The following is a 25,436-nucleotide window of genomic DNA, read 5'->3' as shown; positions in this document are numbered from 1 at the left end:
GCGCCGGCCCTCCATCAAACAGGGAGTTTGCCCCATGCGGCTACCAACTTGCTCGCGCGGTGCGCGCGTAGCGTCACTCGCCATACCTGTTGCGGCGGCACTCATGCTGAGTGGCTGCGCGACACTCGGCTCGGTCATGTCGCCATACTCCGAGAAATTCTCGTGCAAGAATGACGATCATGGTCAATGCATTCACCCGGACAAGGCTTATGCCGACGCGGTAGCCGGGGTAGCGTCAAAATCCGATCCCGCCGTCACGCGCGACAAGAAGATGCTGCGCGGCGACAAGACCGCAGGCCGTGCAGGCAAGGCAGCGCCTGGGGCTTTCACCGGCTACCGCGACAGCGTCTATCGCGAGCTTCAGGGTCTGATCGACCAGCCCGTCACGCCGATGCTGAAGCCCTCGCGCGCGGTGCGCACGCTGATTCTGCCCTATGCCGACCGTCAGCGGCCCGACCGGCTCTACATGCCGCGCTATGTTTATTCGGTGCTCGAGCGCCCGCAATGGGTGGTCGGCGACTATCTGGTGGAACCAGTTCCGGCCGCAGCGCGCGCCAGCGTGCTTGAGCAGGTCAAGGATCGCCAGAACGATGCGGAGCCGCAGCCATGAGCGCGCATAAGGGCGGCATGACGCTCGCACGACTGCGGCGCAGCGTCGAGCGGGACAGCTATTCCGACTATCTGCCGCTCGCGGCCTGGGTCGAGGAAGAACAAGCCTTCCTGACCATAGATGACGGCTGGGGCTATGCCTGGGAGCTGGTCCCATCAGCCTATATGTTCGCACACGTCCATGAAGCGCTGCTGGGATTGCTCAATGTGCAATTTCCCGAAGGCACAATTCTGCAAATCCAGAGCTTCGCTGATCCACTGATCGACAATCAGCTCGACGCCTATCTCGATCTGAAAAGCCGCCCCGATCCGCTGATCCAGGCTTCGGCGCGGCGTACCTTTGACTATCTGCGCGCCGGCACCCTGGGCCTGAAGGCTCTGCACGGCATCCCGGTCCGCGATTTCCGCACGTTCCTCGCGGTCAAGATGCGTCAGCCCATGGATAGCGATCTCAAGCGCCAGATCGAGGAGCAGATGGCCAAGCTGGGCATCCGACCGATGGCGCCCGGCGAGATCGTCTCGCTCTACCGGCGAATTTTCAATGGCGTCCACGTACCTGCGCCCGGCGTGTTCACCCAGACGGCCGATGTGCCGCTGCGCCGCCAGATCATCGACGCGGGACCGGCGCTGAGCTTCGAGGGACCGGAAGTATTTCTCGGCAACCAGGTCGCCCGTTGCCTGACGCCCAAATCACCGCCGCGCCGGATTACGGCCGAGCGCGCCAATCGCCTCACCGGCGGTATGCGCGGCAGTTCGGAAGATAGCGACCAGATCGGTGGGCCGTTTCTCTATACCCTCAATGTCCTGTTCGATCATTCCGCGTTTGAAGTTCACAAGCGTGCGCAGATTCTTTCGGCGCAGAAGGCCGCGGGCAGCTTCGCCGTCGAGGTCGGAAAACAGATCGAGGAAATCAGCTGGGTATTGGACGAGGTCGGCAACAGCCGTTTCGTCTCGGTGATCCCGACGCTCTGGGTGTTCGGGCGCGACCGGCATCAGGCGCGCGAGATGGCCGCCCGCGCCAAACGGCTGTGGGAAAGCGAGCCGCTGCCCTGGATGGTGCAGGAAGAGTCCTACCTCAATCCTATCCTGCTGGCCGCAAGTCTGCCCTTCGGACTTTATCCCGACCGTCGCACCATCGGCATGCTCCAGCGTGATTTTCGCGTGCCCGCGCGCGCCGCGGTGCTGATGTCCCCGATCCAGACCGATTTCCGGGGCGGCGGACGCCCTGCCCTGCTCTACACGGGACGCAAGGGCCAACTCATCACGCTCGACCTGTTCGATCCGCGGATCAACAACTACAATTTCATTGTCTCGGCGGAATCTGGTGCGGGCAAGAGCTTCCTGCTCAACAACCTGTGCCAACAATATTTCGCGCAGAACGCGCTGATCCGCATCATCGACATCGGAGGCAGCTACAAGAAGCTCTGCACGCTCTGTTCTGGCCGCTACATCGACCTTGGCGAAGAGCATCTCGTTCTCAACCCGTTCGATCTCGGCCTCGCGCTCGATGGCGATGACCGGGAATCCGCTATCTCCATGGCGGTGTCAATCGTCGCGGAGATGGCCAACGCCGCGACCCGCAAGCCAGTCACCACCTCCGAGTGGAACCTGCTGAAGTCGGCCGTGCAATGGACGATCGACAGCGGTCGTGCCGAAGCGGGCATCGACGCGGTGCGCGAATGGCTCGGCGTCTATCCAGCCAACACCGCCTCGGATCTTGACCGGGTGGACCATCTGGTGCCGACAGCTCGCGAGTTGGCGTTCAACCTGCGCGATTTCGGGTCGGACGGCGCTTACGGGCACTATTTCAACGGCCCCTCCACCTTCGACATTTCTCGCGATGAATTTGTCGTGCTGGAGCTGGAACGCCTTAAGGCGATGCCCGACCTGTTCAACGTCGTGATCATGGTCGTGATCAACGCGGTCACGCAGGAACTCTACCTGTCAGCCCGCGACCGTCCCCGGTTCGTGCTGTGCGATGAGGCCGCACAATTCATGACCCGGAACGAGGGTCAGGACCTGTCGCGCCTCGCCGAAGCGATCAGCCAAGGCTATCGCCGGGCGCGCAAATATCGCGGCAGCTTCGGCATCATTCTCCAGAGCATGAATGATCTGCTGCTGTTTGGCGGCACCGGCCAGGTAATCCTTGAGAATGCCGCTACACGTTTCCTGTTGCAGGGTTCGACCTATGACAAGGCGGTCGAGAACAAGATTCTCGATTATTCCGGCTTCGTCCTCGACCTTCTGAAGTCGGTCCGGAACAACAAGCCGAACTATTCGGAAGTGTTCATCGACAGCCCGCTGGGCCTGGGCATCGCTCGCCTTGTCGTCGATCCCTTCAGCTACTGGATCAACACCTCCGCGCCCGAAGAGGTCGCCGCCTTCGAAGCGCTGGTACGCAAGGGTCGCTCGCCGCTCGAGGCGGTCTGCGATCTCGCCGGCGTCGATCCCGCCGAAATCCTCACACCCACGCCAGACCTTGGGAGGCCGCAATGCTGACCCGCAAGCCCTATCCCGATCAACTAGCCCTCGAACTCGCGCCCGACGATGAACTGGAAGCAGTCATCGAAGCGCGCGTGGCCGAGCGTGCGGAGGCCAATGCGATGCGCTGGCGTTTCCGCCTGATCGTCATCGAATCCGTGATGATGGCATCGCTGATCCTGGCTGCCGGGTTTATGCTCGAACTGCCAGCGGAAGACGTGCTGCGCGGTGCCGGCATTGTCGGCGCTGGCTGCTTCCTCACCGGCCTGATGCTGATCGGTCTCACCGGCGCTGCGAGCCGGCTGTTGGCATGGTCCCGGAGGCGGACATGAGCCAGCGTATATTCCCTTCTAACGGGCGCTTCGCCCCCAGTGCGCGGCGGCCGGGCGAAACGCTCCACGACTATCTGGTCCGTACCCAGTGGGAAATGCGCGATCGCATCCACCTCTTGGAGACGGTCCGCGACGGCCAGGAGATGATCTTCTTCGATGAGCGCGCCCGCTGGCGCCGCCGCATGATCCTCATTGTAAGCGCCGAAGCTGGCTTCGTTGTGGTTGGCTATCTCCTGCTCGCCTGGTCGGGACTTTCCCCAGCCGCAGCCGCGCTGTTGCTCGGCCTATGCGCGTTGCTGGGCGCGATCGCCTCCATCGGCTTGCTCGCGGTGCGAGAAAGCCCCAGGTCAGCACTTCAGGCGGCGCAGCGCCAGGCGTGGCGCGCGGCAGAATGGCTATGGCCAGTCGAGGATAAGCCCACGCACCTACGGCTACCCGCATGGGTCGACGCAAGCCGCCCGGAGACCATCGACGCCGCCGTCGAGGAAATCATTGCTCATCACCGGGAGTTGGAAGCCTTCTTCTGGCGTGCGCGATGGCTTGCCGTTCAGAGCGCGATCATCGTCATCGCCTTCGTCTGCGTGCAGATCGCGCGCGGCACACCATGGCTCACCCTGATTGAAGATAGTGTGGCGGTCGCCATGCTTTGCCTTGTCGGCGGCGGCCTGTTCGTCCTTGCTGCCGACCTGATCAGCACGAACCTTGGACGTCTTGGCCGCTGGTGGAGGCGGCGATGAACGGCATCTTCTCTGCCGCGCCCTGCCAGTCGTCGATCCGCCTGCTGGTCGGAACGCATCTGATCCTCCTCGTCCAGGCATTCCTTCTGATCTGGTCGGGTGCGGACCTCGACGGCACCCGCCCGCTCATCTGGCTCGCGCTTCTCGTCGGCACGGCGGGCCTCGGCTGCGCCGTCCGGGGCGAGAGCCGCAATCCACCGCCAAGCTGGAGGGAGCGCCGCCGTGGACGATGAAGGTTACCCGCAGGGCTGGCATGTGGTCGCGATCCAGTCGGCGCTGATCGGCGCGATGATCGTCGGCGCGATGATCCTGGCCGGTTCGGCGCGCGCCGAGACCTCGACAATCGGGCGCACCTGGCCGATCGCCGAACCCGATGCAATGGCCGAGATCGAGGCCGCGGCCGCAAAGCAGCCCGCCGACATCGCGCCGCGCTTCGGGCCGCGATCGCAGTGGAGCGCGCTCAAAGCGGCCCCTCTGGGCGTCGCCGAGAAGGACCGCGTCCGCAGCGTCGTCCCGTTCTACACGCTCGACCAGGAAATCCGCCTGCCGGACGGCAAGCTGCTCTACCCCAAGGGCTTCACCTTCAACCCGCTGACCTACGTGTCGCTTCCGCAGCGCCTGATCATTGTCCATCCGCGCGATCTTGGCTGGGCGCTGAAGACGGCGGCACTCACCGACTGGATCATCCTGACTGCCGACGGCGACGCCAAGGACGATGCGCTCTCGCTCGGCGAGAAGCACGGCCGCGCGCTCTTCATTCTCGAAGAGCGGGTGAAGGAGCGGCTCGGTCTCACCGTCGCCCCGGTCATCGTGCGCCAGTCCGGCCAGAAGTTCGAACTGACCGAGGTTCGCCTCGAACGGAAGGGAGGACGCAAGCCATGACCCGCCTCGCATCAAAATTGCGCGCAGGCGCCGCCGCGATCCTCGCGAGCTTCCTGGTTCCCGCCGCGCCTGCACACGCATCGAAATGCCCGACGGGCACGGTGTTTAACCCGATCACGAAGGTTCGCTGGAACTGCATCTTCCCGATTACCATCGGCGGCGTTCGCGTGGGCAGCTTCGATAAGCTCGACAAGGAACTCGACGCACAATCCGCATCGAAGCCTTTGTGTGCCTGTCGCAAGGGTGCGACTTTCTGGTTCGGCGTCAAGGTCAGCTTCTGGTCGCCCAACCGGATGATCGATGTTGTGACCGAGCCGGGCTGCATGATGGCGCTTGGCGTTGATCTCCTGCCGACCGGCGGCAAGCTCCAGGGCAGCCAATCGTCGATCTCGGACGGCACCAACACGACCAAGCTTTTCGCTCAGGCCCACTACTATATCTCGCCGGTCTGGAAAATGCTCGACATGTTCACCGACTTACCCTGCATCGAAGATGACGGGTTCGACGTCGCGATGATCACCGAGGTGCTGCCGACCTGGCAGTCGGGGACATTGGGCGCGATCATCCAGCCCGAGGGCATTTTGTTCGGCAATCCCGCTGCGGGTCTTGCCTGCATGGCGGACAGCGCGGCAGCGGCAGCCGGCAAGACCATCGACCCGTTGTTCTGGTGCATGGGAAGTTGGGGCGCGACCTATCCGATTGCCGGGGACATTCACATGGGTGATCGGGTTGAAGCCTGGGCGGGCCTTGCCGCGCGTTCGACTTTCATGATGGGGCGCCTTGGCGCGCTCACCATCCATTCGGAAGACGGCTGCTCGTTCAAGCCGCAGCCGATCTGGACCAAGAGCCGCTACAAGCTCCAGATCATGGAGCCGGTCAAGGGCGGCAAGTGCGTCAATATCGGGCGGCCCGGCGCGCTCTGGACAAGCGGCAAGCACGCGCCCGGCAAAGACAACGCACAATTCATGCTCTTCGAAAAGGCGATCTGCTGCGCGGGGGTATCAACCCCATGAACGGATCGCTCCCCCCAAACCGCGCGTCTCGCGCGGGCGGCCGGTCCGCTCGTCACGGATTGCTCCCCACCGTTGGTGGACGCGCGGCTCGAGTGGCGGCGGCTGCCCCTGCCGTCGCCGCTCCACCCTCGGTCAGCGCGGCCGATAGCCCCCTATCGGGGCCGGCGGCACCCCCTCCCGTCGCGATTCCGGTAGCGGCCGCGCTGACCATTTTTGAGGGCCAGGCTGTGTTTCAGATACTCTCGCCCGGATCCACCGCGTTCCGGGCGGGAGACGTGTTCCGCTTCGCCTATGGCTCGCGCAGCACGAAGGCGAGGTCATCATGACCGGGCGAGGCCTGCTCCTGCTGACTGCGGCGTTTTTGCTGCCCTTCCCTGCATTCGCGCAGACCGTTGAGGAGCGCGCGCGAGCCGCAGCCGAGGCTTCGCGTGCTAAGACCTCCGACAGCGACACACTCCAGCAGAATTATGTGACGCCCGGTCTTGCCGGACAAACCATTTCCACAGTCGACAACAGCCAGACTTTCAATCCGAACATCGCCTGTCAAAAATCGGCGACGTTGATCGAGTTGCTGGCCCAACCGTCACCGACCGGCGACATCGGCACGCTGCGTATATCGCGCGACAAGGACATTGATGGGACGGTCGATCAGACGCTCACGCTGCCGATGCCGGTTTCCGGCATTTGCGCCAATGGCGTGATCGCTTGCCAGCCCGGCACGTGGAATCAGTGCCACACCTATAAGTGGGACGTGTCCGCCGGCGGCGATCTCAAGCTCACGGAAGTAGATCTGACCGATCTCGCAGGCTGCTACTGTGTCAACAATAGCTGCGGAAGCAATCTTGTTTGGGGCAATATGGCCTCGGCGCTCAAAGACCTGGGCGGCGGCGTCATCGGTGCGCTCACAACCGCCGATCCTCGGATTGGGGTGGCACAAGCCGTCATCGACGGCCCGGTCATTCGCTATACAGGTGTGCAAAGCACCGCTTGTTCAGCCAGCCCGTCCTTGCCGCAGACCGGCTACCGCTCCAGTCCGGCGGCGATCCAGGGCGATGCCGCGAGTGTAGCTGCGTCGAACAGCATCTTTCAGGCACTGCAGGGGTCGCCCGCAGGGATTGGCAAGGCCGAGCAGATCCGCGCCTGCACAATCCGACGTGAGGTGAAGCTTGAGGCGGTTACGCCGGACGACATCATTACGCGCACCGCGGGTGGCTACGCGACCTACGCCTATACGCCCGACACACGTTCATTCCTGCTGGGCTCGCCGCGCGACGACAGCCTGAGCGGTGGAAGCTGCCGGATCTACGATTTCAGGATGACCCTGAATGTCGGCGATCCCGCTCGCCTCATCTCGGCGCAGCTGTCGCAATATCTGTTCGACGACTGGATTCAAGTCCGCATCGATGGCGCGCTGGTATTGTCCGATCCGGGAGGCTGGACCGGAACCGGACTTCCGCCTGGCAAATGCGAACGCGGACGGACCTGGTATGGCTATCCCAATCTCGACCTGAAGCCCTATCTGACGAAAGGCTCGCACGAGATATGGGTGCGGGTCGCGGTCGGCGGCGAAGGCGAGGTGTCGGCGCGGATCGACGCTACGCTGGATCTGAGCTGCAATCCTACCGAGAAGCTCGTCGATCTGTGCGCCGGCTATTCCGCCGACGCCAATTGTCAGCTTCACGACGAGAATGTCGATGGCGTCCAGACCTTCCGCAATGGTGTCGGCACCGGGCTAACCCCGCTGCCGCAAACCCGCCTGTTCGAGAGTGGCGCCTGCAAGATCAGCCTGGCGCGGCCGTGGTTCGAGCGAGATCGTCGCTATCGCTGTATCGTCGATACAGGATCGCTGCCGGAACCGGACCTGAGCCGCGGCGCCTATATTATCGACCATTCGACCGAGACGCTGTTGGCAGACCGGGTAAAGGCCGACGACGGCAGCTACTCAACATCTTCCCGCGCCTTCAATCTGCCCGCCCGGGGGACGGTTCCAACCTGTGAGCCAATCTGCAGGACCCGCGCGCCCAAGGCGAACACTGCCGCCGCCGTGGATGGGTTAATTGGCGCAAAGCAAAATGCGCCGACAGGCTGGGACACATTCTATCACGCCTGCACAACCGACAGCTCCGGAGGTAACGTCTGCCCGTTGGGCGACGGTGAAGAGCTTGTTTCAGCCTGTGGGTGCCTCGACGATTTTCCGGAAGCCGTGGTGATGATGCAGACCGTACGGCTCGGGGGCGCGGACATGATCTGCACATCGGAGTCCCGCTGATGCGCCCGTTCATATCCTCGCTATCCCACTTCCTGTTCGCCGCATTGGCGCTGCTCGCCTTTGCCGCAATCAGCTCTGTCCCAGCCCAAGCTCAGCAGCTTTGCGCAGCCGATCTCGACGGAAACGGTGATGCCGACGGTCCCGGCGAAACCGCAGCGTGCGAGATCACTTCGCTCGGCCAGTATCAATGCCCGCTGCAGAAAGTGTCCTGCGTCCAGGAACAGGACGGCGCCTTTAGCTGCCCGCTGGGCACACAGTTCGCCTGTCTGCCGCAGGATGGCGGTCCGGCTTGCTCGCCCAACGTCTGCACGGATCTTGCCGTCACGCCGATCGAGGACGAACCGCCCCCCGATGATCCCGGCGTTCCGGCAGACGGCGCGGTCGATGCGGACGGCGCCTGCCTCGGCAATATCGAGATCTTCTCGGGGCGCGCCGCGCGCTGCCGTCCCGCGGGCCTGCGCACCACTTTCTCCAATTGCTGCAAGGACAAGGGCAAGATCGTCAAGGACGGCATGGGCGGCTCGGTCTCGTCGATCGGCACCAAGATCGCGGTCGCCAAGGGCGTGTTCACCGGAATGAAGGCCGCCTACGGCGCATTCCGGGCGGGCGCGACCGCCGGCCAGGCTGCGAGCGCGGGCGCCAACGCGATTATCGTCGGCATCGATCCGACCTCGATCGCGATCAGCCTCGCCATCAACTTCATGATGGATTTCCTCCTGAGCGGCTGTGACCAGCAGGACATGGAAGTGGGCATGCTGCGCGGCTCGGGCATGTGCCACGAGGTCGGCAGCTATTGCTCCTCGAAGATCCTTGGCATTTGCGTCCAGAAGGCCCGCGGCCATTGCTGCTTCAACACCAAGCTCGGCCGCATCATCCAGGAACAGGGCCGCCCGCAGCTCAAGAGCTTCAACGGGCTCGGCTGGGGCACGCCCAAGCAGCCTTATTGCCGCGGCTTCACCCCGGAAGAGTTCCAGGCGCTGGATTTCTCCAAAATGGACCTTTCGGAATATTATTCCGAAATCGAGGCCCGCGCCCAGGCCGACATTCAAGTAGACATGAAGGACAAGATCGATGCCTATATGCAGGTTATCGGCAAGTAACGCGCGCGTCTCGCTCGCGTTAGCAACGCTGATGGTCACGTCGACGGCCGCGCTGGAGCAGGAGAGCCGACCACAGGCAAATGTGCGGGACAGCGTCGCGGCCGAAGGCGATGCTGCACTCGATCGCCTGGAACGAGCAACTGCGGAGCGTCGACAAGAAGCCGAAACGCGCGGGCCGACCACCCTCCCCACGCCGTCGTCGGAAACCCGCCGCCGCGCATTCGACGGACTTCGTGGCCGGGTTTCTTCGCCAGCCATGGATAGCCGCGCCCGTGCTGCGCTCGATCAGGGCAAGGAAGCGATGGCAGCCGAGCGCGAGGTCATGGCTCAGCGCCTCAGCCAAGCGCTGGGTCTCGAAGCGCCTGAGATGTTGGCAGTCGCTGATGTTGCCGCCCCACCGACTGCCAAAGGCTGGGTGCCGGTGCTGTTTGTCTCGTCCTCGATGCCAGTCACAACGCTGCGGACCTATGCGGCGCAGCTCGAACGTGCTCGCGGTGTGCTTGCCTTTCGGGGAATGCCCGGCGGAATGCGCAAAGTCGAGCCGATGGCGAAGCTCTCGGCCGAGGTGCTTCGGCTCGACCCAGGTTGCGAAGGCCCCGCCTGCGCAATGCGTGATGTGCAACTGATCGTCGATCCACTGATCTTCCGCCAGCATGGCGTCAGCCGCGTCCCGGCAATGGCGATGGTGCCCGGCGATCCGGCGCTTCCCTATTGCGAGCGGGAGGATGACAGTCCACGCGCCACGCACGTCATCTATGGCGATGCTGCGCTTTCCGGCTTGCTCGAAGAATATGCCCGCCTTGGCGGCAAGCAGGAGGTCAGCGATGCTCAGGCTCGCCTTCAGGCTCGCTAGATCCGGCTGGACCGAACTCAAGGTACTGCCGCTCAAGGCAGCGGTGGCGCTTGGCAGTTCGGGACTTGGCCAACCCCCACGCCCGGAACAGCTTTGGAAGGCCTTTGGCATCGTCCTGCCGATCGGCCTCATCACATTTTGGGCCTTGCCCCAAGTGACAATCGTTATGAGCCCTTCGGTCGCGGCGTATCTGATCCGCAAGGCGCCCGGGCCGATAGCACGGGGCGACCTCGTATCGTTCACCCTGTCCCATCCACTCGCGGGGCCAAAGCCGGTCACGGTCACCAAATATGCCCTGTGCCTGCCCGGCGATCGCATCTCGATGATAGAGAAGCCCTCGATGTCGCCCGGCAAATGGGATGGCTGGTATTATTGCAACGAACGCCTGCTGGGCGTGAGCAAGCCTTATGGGCACAATGGACAGGCGCTCGAGCATTGGCAGCCCCGCTATGGCGAGGTCCTGCCCGGCACCATCTATGTCGGTTCCTCTCATGCCAGCGGATTCGATAGCCGCTACTATGGCCCCATCACGATCGAACGCCTTCGTCGCATGGAGAAGTTGCTGTGAGGCGTGCTGGCCTTTTGCTCGCCATGGCGTTGGTGTCCACCACCCCCGCAACCGCGCAATCAGCAGCCGATCAACGCACCGGCTATTGGTGGTATCAGGCGCCTGCCAAGCCTGAGGAAGATAAGGATGATCCCGATGCACTGGTAAAGCCAGCGATCCCGCCAATGGCGGAGCTCGCGACATGGACACCACCCAAAATTCGCAAGCTGATCGAACAACAGCGGGACTATGCCGCGACCGTGCTGACGGTCGATGCCGTCGCCGATTTCTGGCGTTTGCAGGACTTTGCGAGGCGAAAGGCCCGCGCCTTCGCCGGCGTCACCCAGATCGCGATGCTCCAGCACCCGGAACTCAACGCCAAGTCTGCCAATCCCATGGTGGGCGACGCGCGCGACCAGCTTTCCGCACACAAGGATCAGGTGCGCCGTCAATATCTGCGCTCCCGCGCTAACGAATTCGCGCTGGTCATGTTCTCACGCTCGACCTGTGGCTATTGCCGGGTCCAGTGGCCCATCGTTCAGCGCTTTCAGGAAGAAATGGGCTGGCAGGTGTCCATGCAGGACATCGATCGCAAGCCGGAACTCGCCCAGCGCTTCGGTGTCGAGGTTACGCCGACCACGATGATCATTCGGCGAAATAGCCAGCAGCGTATGGTGATCGCTAGCGGAGTTGAGGCGTACCCCAACCTCATTCAGATGGCCTATCAGGCGGTCCGACTGCTTGCGGGCGACATCCGCCCAGAGCAGTTCATGACCGGTGCTGGCGAGGAAGACGGGTTCTTCGACGCGCTTGCCAATGGGCCAGTGTCCGCGACCGATCCGCGCGTCCTCGGCGGTGATCTGGTCGGCGCAAGCATGGACCCCCAACGATGAATGGCCGGGCGACCTTCGCGTTGCTGATCTCGGTTGTGCTGATCCCGGCGGCGTCAGCGCAACCGGTCACACGCGAACAGGCGATGCGGGCCGCTATCCATCCCGTCACCACAGAGTCCGAGATGCGCGAATGGCTGGCCCGCGTTCCGGTTACGCGCGACTGGCCGCCCGATTTTGCCGAAACACTCAAAGGTCAGGCACCTGCCTTCGTCGTAGAAATGAGCACTGCACCAGGCTGTGTTCCCTGTGCGGATCTGTGGGCAAGACTTGGCGCACTCGGACATCGCTATCGCTGGCAGGTTCGCACGATTGGAACGCAAGAGGCGATGGTTCGCTCCGGTCGGCTCGGCCTACCCTGGGTCGGCCATCCAGTCGCCTGGGTACGGCCAATCGCAGACCCCAATCGCATCATTCCGATCGCCATCGGCACCGACCATGCGCCCAACCTGGCGCGCAATCTTTATCTGGCCGCCAAGATGCTGACGGGCGTGAAGCCCGCTGTCGGCGTGCGCGGCATGTCCAAGTTCACCGGGATCGTGGGCGTGCCCATGCGCCCATCCTCAAATCGAGAGAGGAACTGACATGGGGCGCCGCTTCCTTTCTCCAACCATCGAAAGGTGCCCGCCATGGCCACCCTGCATCGTCGTCTGAGCCTGATCACCTTGCCATTTGTTGCTCTTGGCAGCCTTGCCGCGCCAGCCCATGCCCAAGGTTGGGCGGAAAGCTGGTTCGACAATGTGACCTATACCAGCCCTGGCAGCTTCGAAGACCAGACCCGCGGCTATGTGACGGCGGGCGGCATGTCGGGCAGGGTCGATGTCCACAACGACTATCTGATGAGCGTGACCTTGCCCAAGGTGAAGGCTGGTTGTGGCGGGATCGACATGTTCCTCGGGGGCATGTCGTTTCTGGATCCGGATTACCTCGTCCAGAAGCTGGAGAGCATCCTTCAGGCAGCGCCCGCGGTGGCGTTCCAGTACCTGCTCGAAACCCTCGACGAGAAGATGGGCAACATCATCTCCAAGATGGAAGCGGCCACGAATTTCCTGAACAGCATTCAGGTCAATGATTGCCGCCTCGCCAATCGCATGGTGCAGATCGCCAAAGGCGACGACAATATGTCAGGCATCATTGAGGAAATGACCGGCTACAAGTCAGTGAAGGAGGGCTTCTCCAAAAGCTATCAGCACAGCCGCGAGAAGATTCAGGCCAACGCCAACAGCCCGACCGAAGATTTGAAGGACGCGCTGGAGAACTGTCCTGCGGAGGTCACCGAGATCTTCAAAACCGGGTCGCTGCTCGCCCATGCTTCGGCGCGCGTCGGTGCGTCCGATTGGGCCGGAGTTATGCGGGCCCGTGTGGGCGACGTCTATATGCGCTGGGATGCGACCGACAAGGTGCCCATATTCTCAGCCATCCCCGCCTGTCCGCGCCAGGACACCGAGAGCGTCGACGATTTTCTCACCGGTAAGGTCCAGTCTCGGACACTGGCGATCCCGCCCACGGCCGCCGATTGCTCGGTCGATGGGGCCGGCAAAGGCGCGCTGATCCTCGCCCGCTCACGGATGGACTCGATCTCCACCAAAATCCGCACCCGCAGCGCGCTTACGGCCGATGAGCGGCAGTTCGTCGCCAACGTGAAAACATTGCCGATCTACCGCCTGCTCGAATGGGGCGTGCGGCAGGGTGTCGTCGACAGCGTGATCGGCGATACCGACGAACTCGTTGCGCTGACGCTCGCCTATCAGATGCTCAACGATTTGACGCGCAGTATCGATTTCGCCGTGTCGAACGCCGAACGCGGTGTCAGTGTGGCTGGCGCGAGCGACGCAGGCAACGCCAAGGTTTGCCAGACTCGCATCCTGACCAAGGGGATCGAGCAACTGCGCGATCTGCGTGACGAAGTGCTGCGCCAACGTGCGCAGATGCGGCAGTCCTACATGGCCGCCCTCAACCAGGCCAATCTCTCGGCCAGTTATGCCGGTGTCGTTCGCCAGCGCGACCGCGATGCCCGCGATGCCGCCGGCGCCGCCGCCAACCGCAACCGCTGATCGGGACCTGTCCCATGAACCCTATTCTCCGCGCCCTATCGGTCCTGATCGCCCTGTTCACGATGTCTTTCGCGGCGACACCCGCGCTGGCGATCGACACGAGTTTTCACACCTATGATGGCTTTGCCGAGACAGTGGACGCATTCCGTCTTGTCTCGATGATCTTCGGCGATCCCAGATATGAGATGCTGGTGCTGATCGTCGCGGTGGTCGGCATCGCGCTTGGCGCGCTGCTCGCGAGCGTCAAAGGTTCCGGCATGGGAATCGTGGCCTTCGGGTTCCAGATGCTGATCGGCGTCGGGCTTTTCGTCGGGCTCGTCGCCACCACGGGCACGGTTCATGTCTATGACCGGGTGCGCAATGCCTACCAACCTGTCGGCGACGTCCCGAACCTGATTGTACTCGTCGCTGGCATGACCAACATGATGGAACGCGCGCTGGCCGAGGTCATCGACGACAACACGACCGATCCCCATGCCAAGCTGGAATTTGGTGCGGGCGGACATAGTTTCGACCTGTTCCTGAACGCCGCAAGCCCGCGTGGTCCGATGACCGATGTATTCCTGGATTCAACGATCAAGGACTATGTGCGGCAATGCTATCCGGTGGCGCGCGTATCGCCCGCCTATGGTGTCGACGACGATCAGCTTTTCAGGACAACAACGGACCTCCCCTCTGCCTTTGCGGCAATGGCGGGTCCAGCGACGTTCAGTACCGTATTCACCTCCGCCGATAAGGGGGGAACTACGGTGAGCTGCAATGAGGCCTGGGACCATATTTCGACGCGGCTGTCGGAGCCAGCGCTCTTTGACAACTATGTCGCGCAGGTATGCACGCGCACGGGCTACGACATCACCAACACTACTCAGCTTCAGCGATGCCGGGCTAATATTGGCGAGCTCGGTGGGATGATGATGGACAATCCGGCTTCGCTCCAGCAATTCCTGACCAACGTGATGCTTGGCGGCACGATCGGCGACGTTCTGTTCGAGGACAGTCCAGCCACGGCCGCCCGCGTCATGGCCAATCGCGCCGTTGTGTCGAGCGGTCTTGCTACAATGTCCACCGCGAACGAGTGGATGCCGACGATCCGCGCCACGGTGTTCGGGATCATGCTGTTCATGATGCCAATCGCGCTATTGTTCATCCTGACCCCGATCAACCTGCGGGTCGCCAGTTTCGCGCTCGGCCTGTTCGTGTTCGTAGCGCTCTGGGGCGTGATCGACGCCGGGATCTATCAACTCACACTCGGCCGCGCGACCGATGTGCTGGCCGAGATGCGCGCCAACAACGTGGCGGCCAATGCCTGGATGCTGGCCCCCTCCTCGGCGATGAAGGCATTGGCGATCTTCGGATCGTTTCGTACGGCCGCCGCAGGGTTGGCCGGGGCATTCGTGTTCACGGTGTTCCGCTTCTCGGGCAACGTCTTCACCGCGTTCACCAGCGGTGCGCTCGGCGTCCAGGGCCAGGGCACCGCGGCCGCCGCGCCACTCACGACGAGTGAAGGTTATGCAGGGGCGCTCGAGGCGCAAGCCAATGCAGCCGGTACGATGGCACGGCGCAGCGCAACATCAAGCTTTGGGGATTTTGGGGAACGCTCCAATTTCGGTGCGAATCGGGCCTTTGGGGCGGCAAGTCGGGTGATAGGTGAACATGGCGGTGGTGCGGCCGGAACGGCGGCATTCGGATTAGGGGGCCTCGATGCCGCACGCGAGATGGGCGGTCTCTCCCCTGCCCTCACCGGACGCAGCCTTTCCGATCCCGCAACCGTTCGTGCCGTGCGCGACAACGCCACCACCGCCGCCATCCACAATTTCGCTGAAAAAGATGCCCTCCGCGCGCTCGGCACGGGCTATTTCGGTGAGGGACAATCGGGTGAGCGGACCTTTGCCGCTTTCGCGCAAAGGATGGTCCAGTGGCGCGCTTTCGGCGACCAGCGCGCCTATGAGATGATGCACTCAGGCGCCCAGCGTCATTTCGAGCGTGGTGGTTATGACGCGAAGGATGCAGCGCTGAAGGCCTCAACCGTCATCAGCCAGGCTTCAGCCGATCCCACTTTCGCCAAGCTGATAGCCAACACCTATGAGCAGGAACAGATGCTGCGCAACGACCTCACAGGGGCACAAATCCAGGTTGGCGCGATGGAAGGGCGGCGGGACTTCGCAGGCGACAATGTAGCACCGATCGAGCGGCGGAACGTCGCCACCGAGCAAGCTCACCGGACAGGAAGCAATGAGGGGCAGCGCAACGCTGCATCGATGCTTGGTCTCCCCGTTCAGGAAACCTCCCGCCGCATCGCCTTTATCAACGCCCTCTCAGGCGAAGCCCGCTCCTCCGCCATTTCCCAACTCTCCCGCGCAACTGGCAGAAATGAAGCGCAAGTACTGCGCGCACTGGAAACATATAATGCGGCCGTGCAGGTGGGCACCGCCGATGGCGCGACGGCGGAGGCCGCGCGCGAGGGCACGAGTGTCTATGGACGCACGCGTGAAGCGGCGGGGTACGACTTCGCCGAGCGATCAGGAAAGCTCGATGCACAACGAGAGGTCGGCCACGACGGCACGCGTTCAGCCGCCCGGATCGGCGAGCAGCGGCGGCAAGCTGACAATGCTGGCTATGCCGAGGGCGCGGCCGCTGCGGGCATGTCGGTGCGGCAGGCGGCGCGGCTCGACAGCTTCATTCGCACTTTGAGCCAGGGCGTCGGCAACCAGACCGACATGGCCGAGGGCGGCGCGGCGGGGATCGCCGACCGCGCACGTAACGAACGGCTCACCCGGATCGTGGACAATGAACGACTGACGCGTATGCAAAACCTGCTGCGCGATCATGGCGTAGATATGTCGAAGCGCGAGATCGCCATGGCACAGAATGGCGACCTCAGCCTCAACCTGACGCCGGAGACAGCGGCGCAGATGTGGCGTGGCGGCCTCATCAACGAAAGTCAGCTCGGCGCGGTCGCCAATGGTGGACGCGCCCGGTTCAGCTTTGCCGACAACGATGTGCTGGTGTCGAGTTCGGTCGGGTTTCAGCAGTCGGCCCGTAACGACACCAGCACGCGCTTCGAGGCTGGCAAGCAAGCCGGCCCCGACACGATCGAACATTTCCTGGGTGGCGGCGAGCAAGGCCGGGCGATGATGCAGAACTGGCTGCAGGGTGGGTTCGAGATGGATCGTCACGGCAACTGGCGCCTCAAACCCCAGGTGGCCGATACGCTCACGCGGGATGTGCAGTCGATCATTGGGCAAACCGGTTGGCAGCGGGGCCTGACACGATCCGCGCAGGATCAGGTGACGATGGGAACGAATGTCGGGCTTGAACTGGGTGGCGGCATTTCCAATTCGGAAACCGAAGCGGAAACGACTGGCGGTAGAGGCAAAGGGCCTCAAAAGGGGCAGAAAGGATCCCAGGGACCGACAGTTCAGCAGGCGCACACCACCAGCGGTCGTGTCGGTGCAAATGTCGGATTCACGAGCCGAGACGTCGGAATCTCGACCGAGAATGCGCAATCGTCTTTGGATATCGTCAATCACGATGTTCGCAACGCTATAGCCGCAGCTGAGCGCGCCGCTGCTCGCTCCAGTCGTCCAGAAGAAGCCTTCTCTCGCGAATTGTCGGAACGGATTCTGGGGCCGACGGGTATGCGCAATCGCTATTTGCACGATGCGGATGCAGGCCGTGCTACCTTTGACATCACCGGCCCCTTCACTTCAATCGAACAAAACTCCGTTTTGAAGAATGGCAGATTTTCGACTGATGTCGATGGGAGCCTCGGTGATGGCGATAGCAGCTTCAAAAAACGTTAATGCGAGCCCCGTTGTTGGGACTTATCGGATTGCCGATGTAAAGCGCACCCGATCGTGGGTCGTGAATGTCAGTCGATGCATTGAGATCCTCAAATGCCCGGTCATGCTCCTCCCAAAAATCGGCGATATTCGATGAAGCATCGTCAGAAAGGGAACCCCTAACCCCTGCGACTGAAGGTCTAGCTAGCAGATGCCGCACATATCCCACGCCCAACACCATCAGCGCGGTCAGCGGGGAGAACAGGACATTCAGGAAACCCGCCAATGCGCTGTCGTAGAAAGCGGTCAGTAGCGTGACCTTCGTCGATACAGCCATGCCCGCCCACCATGCCGGGATTGCCGCCCACCAGAGCTTGGCGTACCACGGACGCCAGAGCCAATCGGACACATGCTTGCGCGATGCTCGTAAAGCATCGAGAGTTGCGAAAGTGTGATTAGAGTAATTATCCACGACAGAAATCCTCCGTTGGAGGATATCACGCCTATCTGAACAAGAGAAGTTGAAAATGCGATATTTCCGCAAAAATATCGCACACGTGTGCAACGTGCATACCGCACTCAAACTACAGTCTATGGTCGTAGATCCATTTGCGTATCTTCGTGGCGGTTATACGCGTGGTATCCGGATGGGCTGGGTTGATGAGAACGTTCGGTTCCTCGGGGACGATCGTTGACGGGACAAAGAGAAGCGCTGTTCTCTGACTGATCACCCACTCCGTGCCGTAAGCCGTACTCTCGATGCCTGCGGGGTGGGCGTCCCACCCAACTGGAGCAGTACGATGATCAAGACGCTCAGCCCCACCCCAGATGTCGTCGGGGACAACCACCTCCACCAAATACCGGTTGAGCGGAAGTTCGTCAGCGGCGAGGTGGACGACCGTTTCAAGGCAAGCCAGCGACCGGGTGCTGGCGGTATACACCACCGCGACACCTTCATCGTTCCAGCGTCCTCCACTGAGTTTTGCCCCAGTGCCTGAGAGATCGCTCGCAGAATAGCTTCGCGTATCCGTGCCAATCCGCCAAAGGGATTGGCTCACGCAAAAGCTCCGGTCTGCATCTGCTGAAGGAGCTTTGATACGAGCATCTGCCCTTTCATGGTGTCGAGATATTCCAGGGGCTTCGCACCGCCTAAGGCCGGAACAGGCCGTCGCAGCCAATTGGCGAGCCAGGTACGAGCGTCGAAACCTTCGGGATTGCCGGACTCCTCGACCATCGCTTCGACCTGCCCAAGCAACTCGGCCAAGCCGATGACGCGTTCACTTTCATCGGCACTGAGTACCTGATTTTTCGTCGCCTTCCGATTGATCGTCGCCGTCTTCAGACTCAGGGCATCGAGCATAACCTTCTGGTCGAGGTTGAATCCCCTGATGAGATATTTGGCCGTTCGTGCGGGCACCCCCTTCTTGATGAAGGCGATTTTTTCGGCCGCTCCGGCACGGAAGAGGTCAATTGGCACAAGATTCCCAGTGGGGGCTTCGACCTTCGTCGTGATGGCGGTTCCAGCGCGTGTCATCATTTGCTCCTTTGAGCAAATAAATAGCTCATACTAGCAGCAACATCAAGGATGAGTGATATGGATGGGCTGGCCGGCAAACACGTTCAGCAAGTCCGGTTCTCTCCTGGCTTTCCTGCGACACTTGAAGCGGCGGCCCTCTTTGCGCCTATGAGCCTGCCTTGGCGCAAGGGCATTTTCCGAGCCTCTCCACCACAAGCCTCCCCTTCCCTCCTCGCACTACACTCACTGCCCAACCCCACCCCCCCCCCCCCGCGCTGCGAACACTCAGTGCGGTATGCAACCTGCTCAATCTGGCGCGTTCTAGCCGTTGCCTGACCTCGTTTGTCGCCACGATGAGGTTATTCGCCGTCGTTCATTTCGTTATTGTCGTCTCCGGGGTCGCCCCCCTCTCCCTAGAAAAATCCGCCCCGACTAGGCTGAGGCAACTTTCTGCTTGCCGTCTTATCGTCGCGCGCTCGCTGCTTCCTGTTCCGCCTCGACTGCACACCTTGCGTATCGGGGCATTGTGCCTTGCAAACATTCCTCCTGGGTGGGAAATTACGGCTATGAGTGAGCTAGGTATCGTCGTTTATACACCCCATGACGGGTTTGTGGTCGTGCAGCACGATAGCGGCTTTGCAGTCGTTGAATTGCTGGACGATGAGACCGGCATCGGGTGCGGCGATACCCTCCATACTCGATCTTGGGAGACACTTGGCACTGACACGCTCTATCGCGGCGATGTTGCTTACGAAGCCGGGTTTTGGAGCTCCTATGATCGGTTGCAGGACGCCCAGGAAAAGGCGCTGCGCTTCGTGTGCCATCTACTTGGGATCGCCATGACAACGACATCGGCAGAATTGGCGAACTGAACGACGATCCTGGTGCGGAATTTTATGATCCGTCCGTTGCTTTCTGTTCGGCCGCGAACGCACGCTTGGTATCAGGCCGAGGGATGGATTTGTGTCTGGGGGACCGTGAGCGCCATCGCTCTCGGTGCGATCCTGCGGTGGTTCGGCATCGACAAGGGCGACTGTCCGGGAAATTTCCCGGACTTTGGCGGCGGCTAGGCGCGCGGGCCTGAGACAAGACGGACGTGCGTAGAGCCTAGCGTTGAGACCGGGACAGGCCTGTCTAGCCAAATGCTGATACGGCTAGCCGCAAGCGCCCCGGTGCGCTATATTGCCCGCAGGAGAATCGCCATGTCCCGTACCGAACATATCCAGCTCAATGTCCGCTCCGCGTTCGCGCGCGCCCGCGCGCAGGAACTAGCGCGCCTGACCGGTATGACCGCGACGCAGGTGGTCGAGGACGCCCTGCGCGGTTATGTTCCGCCAGGCACGGCGGCGAAGGTCGGAAAGCTCGTCAAGCGCGGGCCGATCCTGGTGCGCCCGTCCGGCGGCGCCAGGGTCAGTCTCGAGGAGGCCAATGCCGCGCTTGAGGCCGCCCGGGAGCGTGACGATTGAAGGCCGAGGCGCTGCTCGACAGCAATGTGATCATCGCAATGCTGGCCGAAGCCCATGAACACCACAAGCAGTCGCTCGCGCTGGTCGCGGGAGAACCGCGCCGCAGATTTGCTGTAGCGGCCCATAGCTATGCGGAAGCCTACAGCACGCTGACGCGCCGGGGCGAGCGGTCGCCGTTCCGGTTCGCCGCGGAGGAAGCCTGGGCGGCGCTCGAAAGCGTTCGCGCCGTCACGGATCTGGTCGGGCTGACACCCGCGCAATCCTTCGATGCTATCAGGGGCTTTGCACAAAGTGGCGGAGTTGGTGCGCGGCTTTACGACCTGCTGATCGGTGAGGCTGCGGTGGTCCATGATATTCCGGTCATTGTGACATGGAACGTCGGCCATATGCGCGATCTGTTCCCGGACCTGACGGTCGCGACCCCCAAGGAATTCGGGAGCAGCGCCGACACGAACCATTGAGGATAGCACAGCTATTATCAACGCTTGGGCATGCGTCTATTCAACGTGAGGCAGAGTGATGACGACCAATCAAATTACTGTGCATGCTAACGAAAAAGATGTGCGCGAGGTGCTTGCATCCGTACTCGCTCCCGAAGAATTGTCCATGTTCGACATCAAGGAACAGGAACAACCGCAGGATCCGTTCGAAGCCGATCAGCGCGGCGAAACGATCTCATTCATGACGATCCTTGTCTGGCTTTCTCAAGCCGCCGCCAGCGGCATGGCCTACGACATCATGCGCAAGGCATCCAGCGCTCTCGTGGAACGGTTCGGAAAGGATCGTGTCGTTGTCAGACCGCCTTCTGAAGACTGATCCCTTCGAACCCGGTTCCCGGCATGAGGAGGTTCAAGGCGCTCGCTTTTGGCCGGATACTCTGTTCGTCGACCTGTCAGCCTATCCCGACGAGGTGCAAAGCTACGATCATCGCGAGCTGACATTTTGGGACGATTGCGATCTGGGTATTCTGGTCGCCATGGCGGCCAGGATGCACGAGCAGCTGCATTGGTTGCAAACAATCGGCACAACGTTCGGCCGGTTTCTGGCGACCAATCGTGTCACGACCGGGGATCTCGCGGACGCAATATTGACCACCGCCACTCCCCGAGAGCTGGACATGCTCATCGACGCAAGGCGGCGCTCGATCCCACCTGCCTTGCGTGATAGCACCGGCAGGCTCTCCCACGAGATGGGGTACTCCCCAACGTTACAATCCTTGTTTGATCACTGGTGGTCGACTGTTGCCCTAGAGCATTATCTGGTGGATTCTGGGGCCGAACTGCTCGGTCCTATCGATCCCCGCTTTATGGTTGGTTTGAGCCTTCGTTATGCGGTTGCCGGCAATAGACCGATCGATGTCTTCAATGCCCCGGATGAAGGGTTCATGGAGACGACCCGAGCCTTTGGCCCGCGTGATTCAAGCCCGGCCTTCAGGACCACTTCGGGATTGACCGTCCGCAATATCGAGGAAACCGCGGCCCTCGTGCTGCAACTCATCACAAAGGCGAGCCTGGCGGAAATGCTTAGCGATGAGCGGCAGGCCAAATATGCCGAGCAGACCTCGCTGTGGTCACTCGAGCGCTTCCTTGATGATCGACAGTCTCTCTACACCAAAGCACTGATGTTCTACGCGAAGCAGGCGTCCCTATCCGATCCCCATCGCTTTTTCGAACTACTGCTGTTGCTATGCGACATTGCCCTCAATCCGAGAATTCCGGACGATGGCTCGCCTCTGGGCGCGGAATGGAACGATTTCCATCCTGTATGCCGTTTCGAGCGACTCGTCGCTGCGCTGGAGGGGTTCACGCCTGATGTTCGCAAGATCGATGGGCGTCCTCCGCTGAAATGGTGGGAGGAAGAACGCTATCGGCTCGTCGAACGTGCGGGTATCAGCGATGGTGCTAAAGATCGCGCTTTCTGCTCCATCCCCCAAACCGCGCAAGATGCCCTGGAGGCACCCTCAGACCACATTCGCGCTTTCCTGGCCAAAGCTGGAGTGAACCTTGGCATCCTTCGGGATCACTATCCGTCTGTCGTGGCGAGCCCGATTCACACCCTGCTGCACGACACGGAAGGCATGGTTGCTCTTACCGACACGTTCGAGGGACCGAACTTCGATCCGCCGCTCAACATCCGCAGCTTTGGGGATGGGGAACCTTCACCATCAATCGACACACGGACCTATGTGCATACACTTGTCGCGTTGACATCGCGTCGGGCAACGCACTCTTGGCTTGTTCGGGCCGGACCATTGAATTTTCTTGGCTTGCCGACCGATACAATTGGCTTGAGGGCGCAACAGGTAGCCATTGAGCGATTGTCAGGTCTATATGATATCGAGGCCTGACAGGACCTAGCCCCGCCCTCTTTCTCCACGGAAGATGGCTTCGAGCAAGGAAATTTATCAGGTCTATCGAGCTTAACCCTCCCCCTCCTACCTCGCACTACCCTCGCCGCTCAACCCCGACCCTCCGCGCTGCGGTCACTCGATGATTGAATTTACCCGGTTATTGTCTCGTGGGTCGTGGCGTTTCTCATCTCGTTTCAGATCGCGATGAGATCATTCTCCGTCGTTCACTTCGTTCAATATTTGCCCGTCCAATAAGGCTCGGGCGACGAGAGCCGAACGTTTGTAAACGCCGTAACGCTGCATAGCGACCGATATGAAGTATTTGACCGTTGCTCCACCAAGGCCGAGGATCTTTCCGATTTCCCAATCAGTTTTGCCGAGTGCGACCAGTGTCGTGCATTCAGCCTCTCGTCGCGTGAGCTTAGGCCCGGCGACCCGCCGCTTGGGTTGATAAAGGCGTAGAGCCATATTGAACCCATAAGAAGCGATGACATGCAACGCGGCCAATAGGTCGGGTGTCGCCTCGACAACCCGCGAAGCCGCAAAGGTACAGGAGGCGCGTGGTTCTCCCGGAATGTGCAAGGGGATCGTCACACCATGCGAAATGCCATGTAAACGCGCTGCGCCGAACAACGCCAGCTGGGGTTCACGAAGCGGAACAAGTCCAGGTATTTCGTCCCACGTAAAGGGACGGTCCAACAATTCGCTGACCTCATAAACGGGGTCGAGCACATAGTGATGATTCTCGATATAGGATTTTATGAATTCTGTCGGGTAGTTCGTCACCACCAGCGCGTGCTCGGCCAAACGGGGTAAACTGCCATGCTGGACCAGGGCGACGTGGTCGAAGCCCATTTCTCTAGCAGCGTGGGCCAGGCCTTCGCATAGCGTATCGAAGGAAGTCGCTTTCAGAAGCTGAGAGAGAACGTCGCGCAGGTGAGGTCCAAGAAACACAGGATTCCTCCTTGCTGGAACGAGACTCCGCAATCCTGTCGGTAGCGTCGACCTGGCGACGGCATGGCCCACTCACGGTCAACGCCATCGTGCGTTCTAGGAGTGGACGCGAAGCACGCAGCGGCATGGGCGTGCCTGCGGGCAGGATGGGAGTCACATTTTTGCAATCAAACGATGTCATCATATATCGTTAGACACTTTGAGCCGGTGATTCTGGCAATGACCGGGCAATTTTTTTGCTGACGATCTCATCCGTTCTTGCGGATTCGTTCGGCTCGAACCCGATAGTCACAGCAGCTTTCACGGAAAATCACGGTGCTTGAACGGAAGAGCGATCGCTCTTGCCGGGCTTTTTGTTCCCAAAATCGGCATTGATGCGGATACCGATCAGGATGGCGACTACCTAGGCTTCGAGGCCGATCCAGGTTCCAACATCAGGCCGACAGCGACAGCGTCGATGCATCGTGCCGCAACGTCCTGAGGCGCTGCACCACTCAAGAATCATCAGCGGCGCAAAACTGCGGAAAGCCGTAATTACTGGCTGCAAGTCTGCGGGATAGGCGTTTCAGGCAGTGTTGCCGAAGGAACAGCATCCATGTCCGATTGCCCCCCCTTCCCAAGCTTGGCCTATTCCGCAGGCCCAGAGAGGCTTGTGGCGATGGGACGAAGCGTCATTGCAACGGAAGCGGAAGCACTCTGGGCATTGGGAAACGAGCTCGATCTATCCTTTGGCCATGCCATCGCGACGCTCCAGCAGACAAAGGGGCGCATCTGTGTCTGCGGCCTGGGCAAATCCGGGCATATTGCGCGAAAGATCGCCTCGACGCTTTCCGCCACCGGCTCCCCGGCTCTGTTTCTTCATGCAAGCGAGGCCGTCCATGGCGATATCGGCACATTGCACGAATCCGATACACTTCTCATCCTTTCCAATTCGGGCAGCACCCGCGAACTGGGCACGATCCTTCTTCGGGCAGATCATATGAATATTCCGATTGTCGCGATCACCTCGGCGCGAGGTTCGCGGCTGGCTGATGCGGCCGAGACCTGCCTGTTTCTTCCTAACCGTCCCGAGGCATGTCCCCACAACAGTTCTCCGTCAACATCGACAGCGATGATGCTCGCCTTGGGGGATGCTCTCGCGATCACCTTGATGCGAGTGAAAGGAATTACGGCTGAGACATTGCATTTCTTCCACCCCGGCGGACGCCTGGGTCTGGATCTCGTGACGATCGAGAGTTTCATGCACAGGGGAGAGGAATTGCCACTCGTTCCACTTGGCGCTTCAATGGAGACTGTCGTCGCCACAATGAGCGAAGGTGGCTTTGGCATCGCCGCGGTTGTCGATGACCAAGGCTCGCTTGAGGGCGTGATCACCGATGGCGACCTCAGGCGGCACGCGCATTCATTTCGCGACGGGCTGGCGAGTGAAATAATGACGCGCAAACCGCATGTTCTTTGTGGGGATATGCTCGCTCGCGATGCCCTGGAAATGCTCTCTCGAGCGCGCATCACGTCATTGCTCGTGGTGAATAGCGAATACGATCGCCGGGTCGTTGGCCTCGTTCACATCCACGATCTGCTCCGTCTCGAGATCGGTTGAT

Annotated in this window: 26 protein-coding genes; 22 read left to right on the top strand and 4 right to left on the bottom strand. The window is 61.3% G+C overall.

What is annotated here, in order from left to right:
• Positions 1-34: 34 nt before the first annotated feature.
• The 15 genes from AC58EF_RS05785 to AC58EF_RS05715 all read left to right on the top strand — a co-directional run bounded on the left by AC58EF_RS05785 (position 35) and on the right by AC58EF_RS05715 (position 17,570).
• Positions 35-610: a TraV family lipoprotein gene (locus AC58EF_RS05785; RefSeq protein WP_489008951.1), complete on the top strand. Its 576-nt coding sequence runs from the start codon at positions 35-37 to the stop codon at positions 608-610.
• Complete coding sequence (locus AC58EF_RS05780) at positions 607-3,108, top strand: TraC family protein (protein ID WP_257554542.1); 2,502 nt, start codon at positions 607-609, stop codon at positions 3,106-3,108. Before AC58EF_RS05785 ends, AC58EF_RS05780 begins: the two co-directional genes overlap by 4 nt.
• Entirely contained in the window at positions 3,102-3,422 is a 321-nt protein-coding gene (locus tag AC58EF_RS05775; RefSeq protein ID WP_489008950.1) for a hypothetical protein, read from the top strand. The genes AC58EF_RS05780 and AC58EF_RS05775 overlap by 7 nt, the downstream gene beginning before the upstream one ends.
• Positions 3,419-4,159: a hypothetical protein gene (locus AC58EF_RS05770; protein WP_489008949.1), complete on the top strand. Its 741-nt coding sequence runs from the start codon at positions 3,419-3,421 to the stop codon at positions 4,157-4,159. Before AC58EF_RS05775 ends, AC58EF_RS05770 begins: the two co-directional genes overlap by 4 nt.
• On the top strand, positions 4,156-4,392 hold the full coding sequence (locus tag AC58EF_RS05765; RefSeq protein ID WP_257554545.1) for a hypothetical protein: 237 nt from the start codon (positions 4,156-4,158) through the stop codon (positions 4,390-4,392). Before AC58EF_RS05770 ends, AC58EF_RS05765 begins: the two co-directional genes overlap by 4 nt.
• Before the next feature lie 55 nt (positions 4,393-4,447).
• The gene (locus AC58EF_RS05760) at positions 4,448-5,041 is read left to right on the top strand and encodes a conjugal transfer protein TraW (protein WP_257557041.1); all 594 of its coding nucleotides are present in this window, start codon (positions 4,448-4,450) and stop codon (positions 5,039-5,041) included.
• Complete coding sequence (locus tag AC58EF_RS05755) at positions 5,038-6,054, top strand: TraU family protein (RefSeq protein ID WP_257554546.1); 1,017 nt, start codon at positions 5,038-5,040, stop codon at positions 6,052-6,054. Before AC58EF_RS05760 ends, AC58EF_RS05755 begins: the two co-directional genes overlap by 4 nt.
• A 322-nt stretch (positions 6,055-6,376) precedes the next feature.
• Complete coding sequence (locus AC58EF_RS05750; protein ID WP_257554548.1) at positions 6,377-8,323, top strand: hypothetical protein; 1,947 nt, start codon at positions 6,377-6,379, stop codon at positions 8,321-8,323.
• Positions 8,323-9,423 (top strand): conjugal transfer protein TraN, encoded by a 1,101-nt coding sequence (gene traN, locus AC58EF_RS05745; protein WP_257554550.1) that lies wholly within the window; start codon positions 8,323-8,325, stop codon positions 9,421-9,423. The genes AC58EF_RS05750 and traN overlap by 1 nt, the downstream gene beginning before the upstream one ends.
• A 31-nt stretch (positions 9,424-9,454) precedes the next feature.
• On the top strand, positions 9,455-10,276 hold the full coding sequence (locus AC58EF_RS05740) for a type-F conjugative transfer system pilin assembly protein TrbC (protein WP_497275213.1): 822 nt from the start codon (positions 9,455-9,457) through the stop codon (positions 10,274-10,276).
• Positions 10,248-10,844: a S26 family signal peptidase gene (locus AC58EF_RS05735; protein ID WP_257554552.1), complete on the top strand. Its 597-nt coding sequence runs from the start codon at positions 10,248-10,250 to the stop codon at positions 10,842-10,844. Before AC58EF_RS05740 ends, AC58EF_RS05735 begins: the two co-directional genes overlap by 29 nt.
• 23 nt (positions 10,845-10,867) lie before the next feature.
• The gene (locus tag AC58EF_RS05730; RefSeq protein WP_257557043.1) at positions 10,868-11,716 is read left to right on the top strand and encodes a conjugal transfer protein TraF; all 849 of its coding nucleotides are present in this window, start codon (positions 10,868-10,870) and stop codon (positions 11,714-11,716) included.
• Entirely contained in the window at positions 11,713-12,297 is a 585-nt protein-coding gene (locus AC58EF_RS05725; RefSeq protein ID WP_257554553.1) for a hypothetical protein, read from the top strand. The genes AC58EF_RS05730 and AC58EF_RS05725 overlap by 4 nt, the downstream gene beginning before the upstream one ends.
• A gap of 45 nt (positions 12,298-12,342) precedes the next feature.
• Entirely contained in the window at positions 12,343-13,767 is a 1,425-nt protein-coding gene (locus AC58EF_RS05720) for a conjugal transfer protein TraH (RefSeq protein WP_257554554.1), read from the top strand.
• A gap of 14 nt (positions 13,768-13,781) precedes the next feature.
• Positions 13,782-17,570 carry a conjugal transfer protein TraG N-terminal domain-containing protein gene (locus tag AC58EF_RS05715; protein WP_489008947.1) on the top strand — a complete coding sequence of 1,263 codons (3,789 nt, stop codon included), beginning with the start codon at positions 13,782-13,784 and terminating at the stop codon, positions 17,568-17,570.
• Here AC58EF_RS05715 and AC58EF_RS05710 read toward each other — a convergent pair.
• From AC58EF_RS05710 to AC58EF_RS05700, 3 genes are all read right to left on the bottom strand, one after another.
• Positions 17,557-18,021 (bottom strand): hypothetical protein, encoded by a 465-nt coding sequence (locus tag AC58EF_RS05710; protein ID WP_489008946.1) that lies wholly within the window; start codon positions 18,019-18,021, stop codon positions 17,557-17,559. The genes AC58EF_RS05715 and AC58EF_RS05710 overlap by 14 nt on opposite strands.
• Positions 18,022-18,133: 112 nt before the next feature.
• Positions 18,134-18,607, bottom strand: coding sequence for an RES family NAD+ phosphorylase (locus AC58EF_RS05705; RefSeq protein ID WP_489008945.1), 474 nt, complete (start codon positions 18,605-18,607; stop codon positions 18,134-18,136).
• The gene (locus tag AC58EF_RS05700) at positions 18,604-19,083 is read right to left on the bottom strand and encodes an Xre family toxin-antitoxin system antitoxin (protein WP_497275210.1); all 480 of its coding nucleotides are present in this window, start codon (positions 19,081-19,083) and stop codon (positions 18,604-18,606) included. Before AC58EF_RS05700 ends, AC58EF_RS05705 begins: the two co-directional genes overlap by 4 nt.
• A 548-nt stretch (positions 19,084-19,631) precedes the next feature.
• Between AC58EF_RS05700 and AC58EF_RS05695 the strand changes: the two genes are divergently transcribed.
• The 5 genes from AC58EF_RS05695 (at position 19,632) to AC58EF_RS05675 (ending at position 22,878) form a co-directional block, all read left to right on the top strand.
• A complete protein-coding gene (locus AC58EF_RS05695) occupies positions 19,632-19,937 on the top strand; it encodes a hypothetical protein (protein WP_497275208.1) in 306 nt (101 codons plus the stop codon).
• 330 nt (positions 19,938-20,267) lie between these two features.
• On the top strand, positions 20,268-20,531 hold the full coding sequence (locus AC58EF_RS05690; protein WP_489008943.1) for a hypothetical protein: 264 nt from the start codon (positions 20,268-20,270) through the stop codon (positions 20,529-20,531).
• On the top strand, positions 20,528-20,992 hold the full coding sequence (locus tag AC58EF_RS05685) for a type II toxin-antitoxin system VapC family toxin (RefSeq protein ID WP_489008942.1): 465 nt from the start codon (positions 20,528-20,530) through the stop codon (positions 20,990-20,992). The genes AC58EF_RS05690 and AC58EF_RS05685 overlap by 4 nt, the downstream gene beginning before the upstream one ends.
• Positions 20,993-21,050: 58 nt before the next feature.
• A complete protein-coding gene (locus tag AC58EF_RS05680) occupies positions 21,051-21,347 on the top strand; it encodes a hypothetical protein (RefSeq protein ID WP_489008941.1) in 297 nt (98 codons plus the stop codon).
• Positions 21,316-22,878, top strand: a complete 1,563-nt coding sequence (locus AC58EF_RS05675; RefSeq protein ID WP_497275205.1) for a hypothetical protein — start codon at positions 21,316-21,318, stop codon at positions 22,876-22,878. Before AC58EF_RS05680 ends, AC58EF_RS05675 begins: the two co-directional genes overlap by 32 nt.
• A 213-nt stretch (positions 22,879-23,091) precedes the next feature.
• Here AC58EF_RS05675 and AC58EF_RS05670 read toward each other — a convergent pair whose 3' ends face one another.
• Positions 23,092-23,835, bottom strand: coding sequence for a LuxR family transcriptional regulator (locus tag AC58EF_RS05670; RefSeq protein WP_257554578.1), 744 nt, complete (start codon positions 23,833-23,835; stop codon positions 23,092-23,094).
• Positions 23,836-24,154: 319 nt separating this feature from the next.
• Between AC58EF_RS05670 and AC58EF_RS05665 the strand changes: the two genes are divergently transcribed.
• A complete protein-coding gene (locus tag AC58EF_RS05665; protein ID WP_497275203.1) occupies positions 24,155-24,316 on the top strand; it encodes a hypothetical protein in 162 nt (53 codons plus the stop codon).
• 141 nt (positions 24,317-24,457) lie between these two features.
• Complete coding sequence (locus tag AC58EF_RS05660; protein ID WP_497275201.1) at positions 24,458-25,435, top strand: KpsF/GutQ family sugar-phosphate isomerase; 978 nt, start codon at positions 24,458-24,460, stop codon at positions 25,433-25,435.
• Position 25,436 lies beyond the last annotated feature (1 nt).

It is taken from the genome of Sphingobium sp. WR1 (assembly GCF_059693745.1).
The sequence above is the reverse complement of the archived record's forward strand: the minus strand, read 5'-3'. Positions and strand labels throughout refer to the sequence as shown.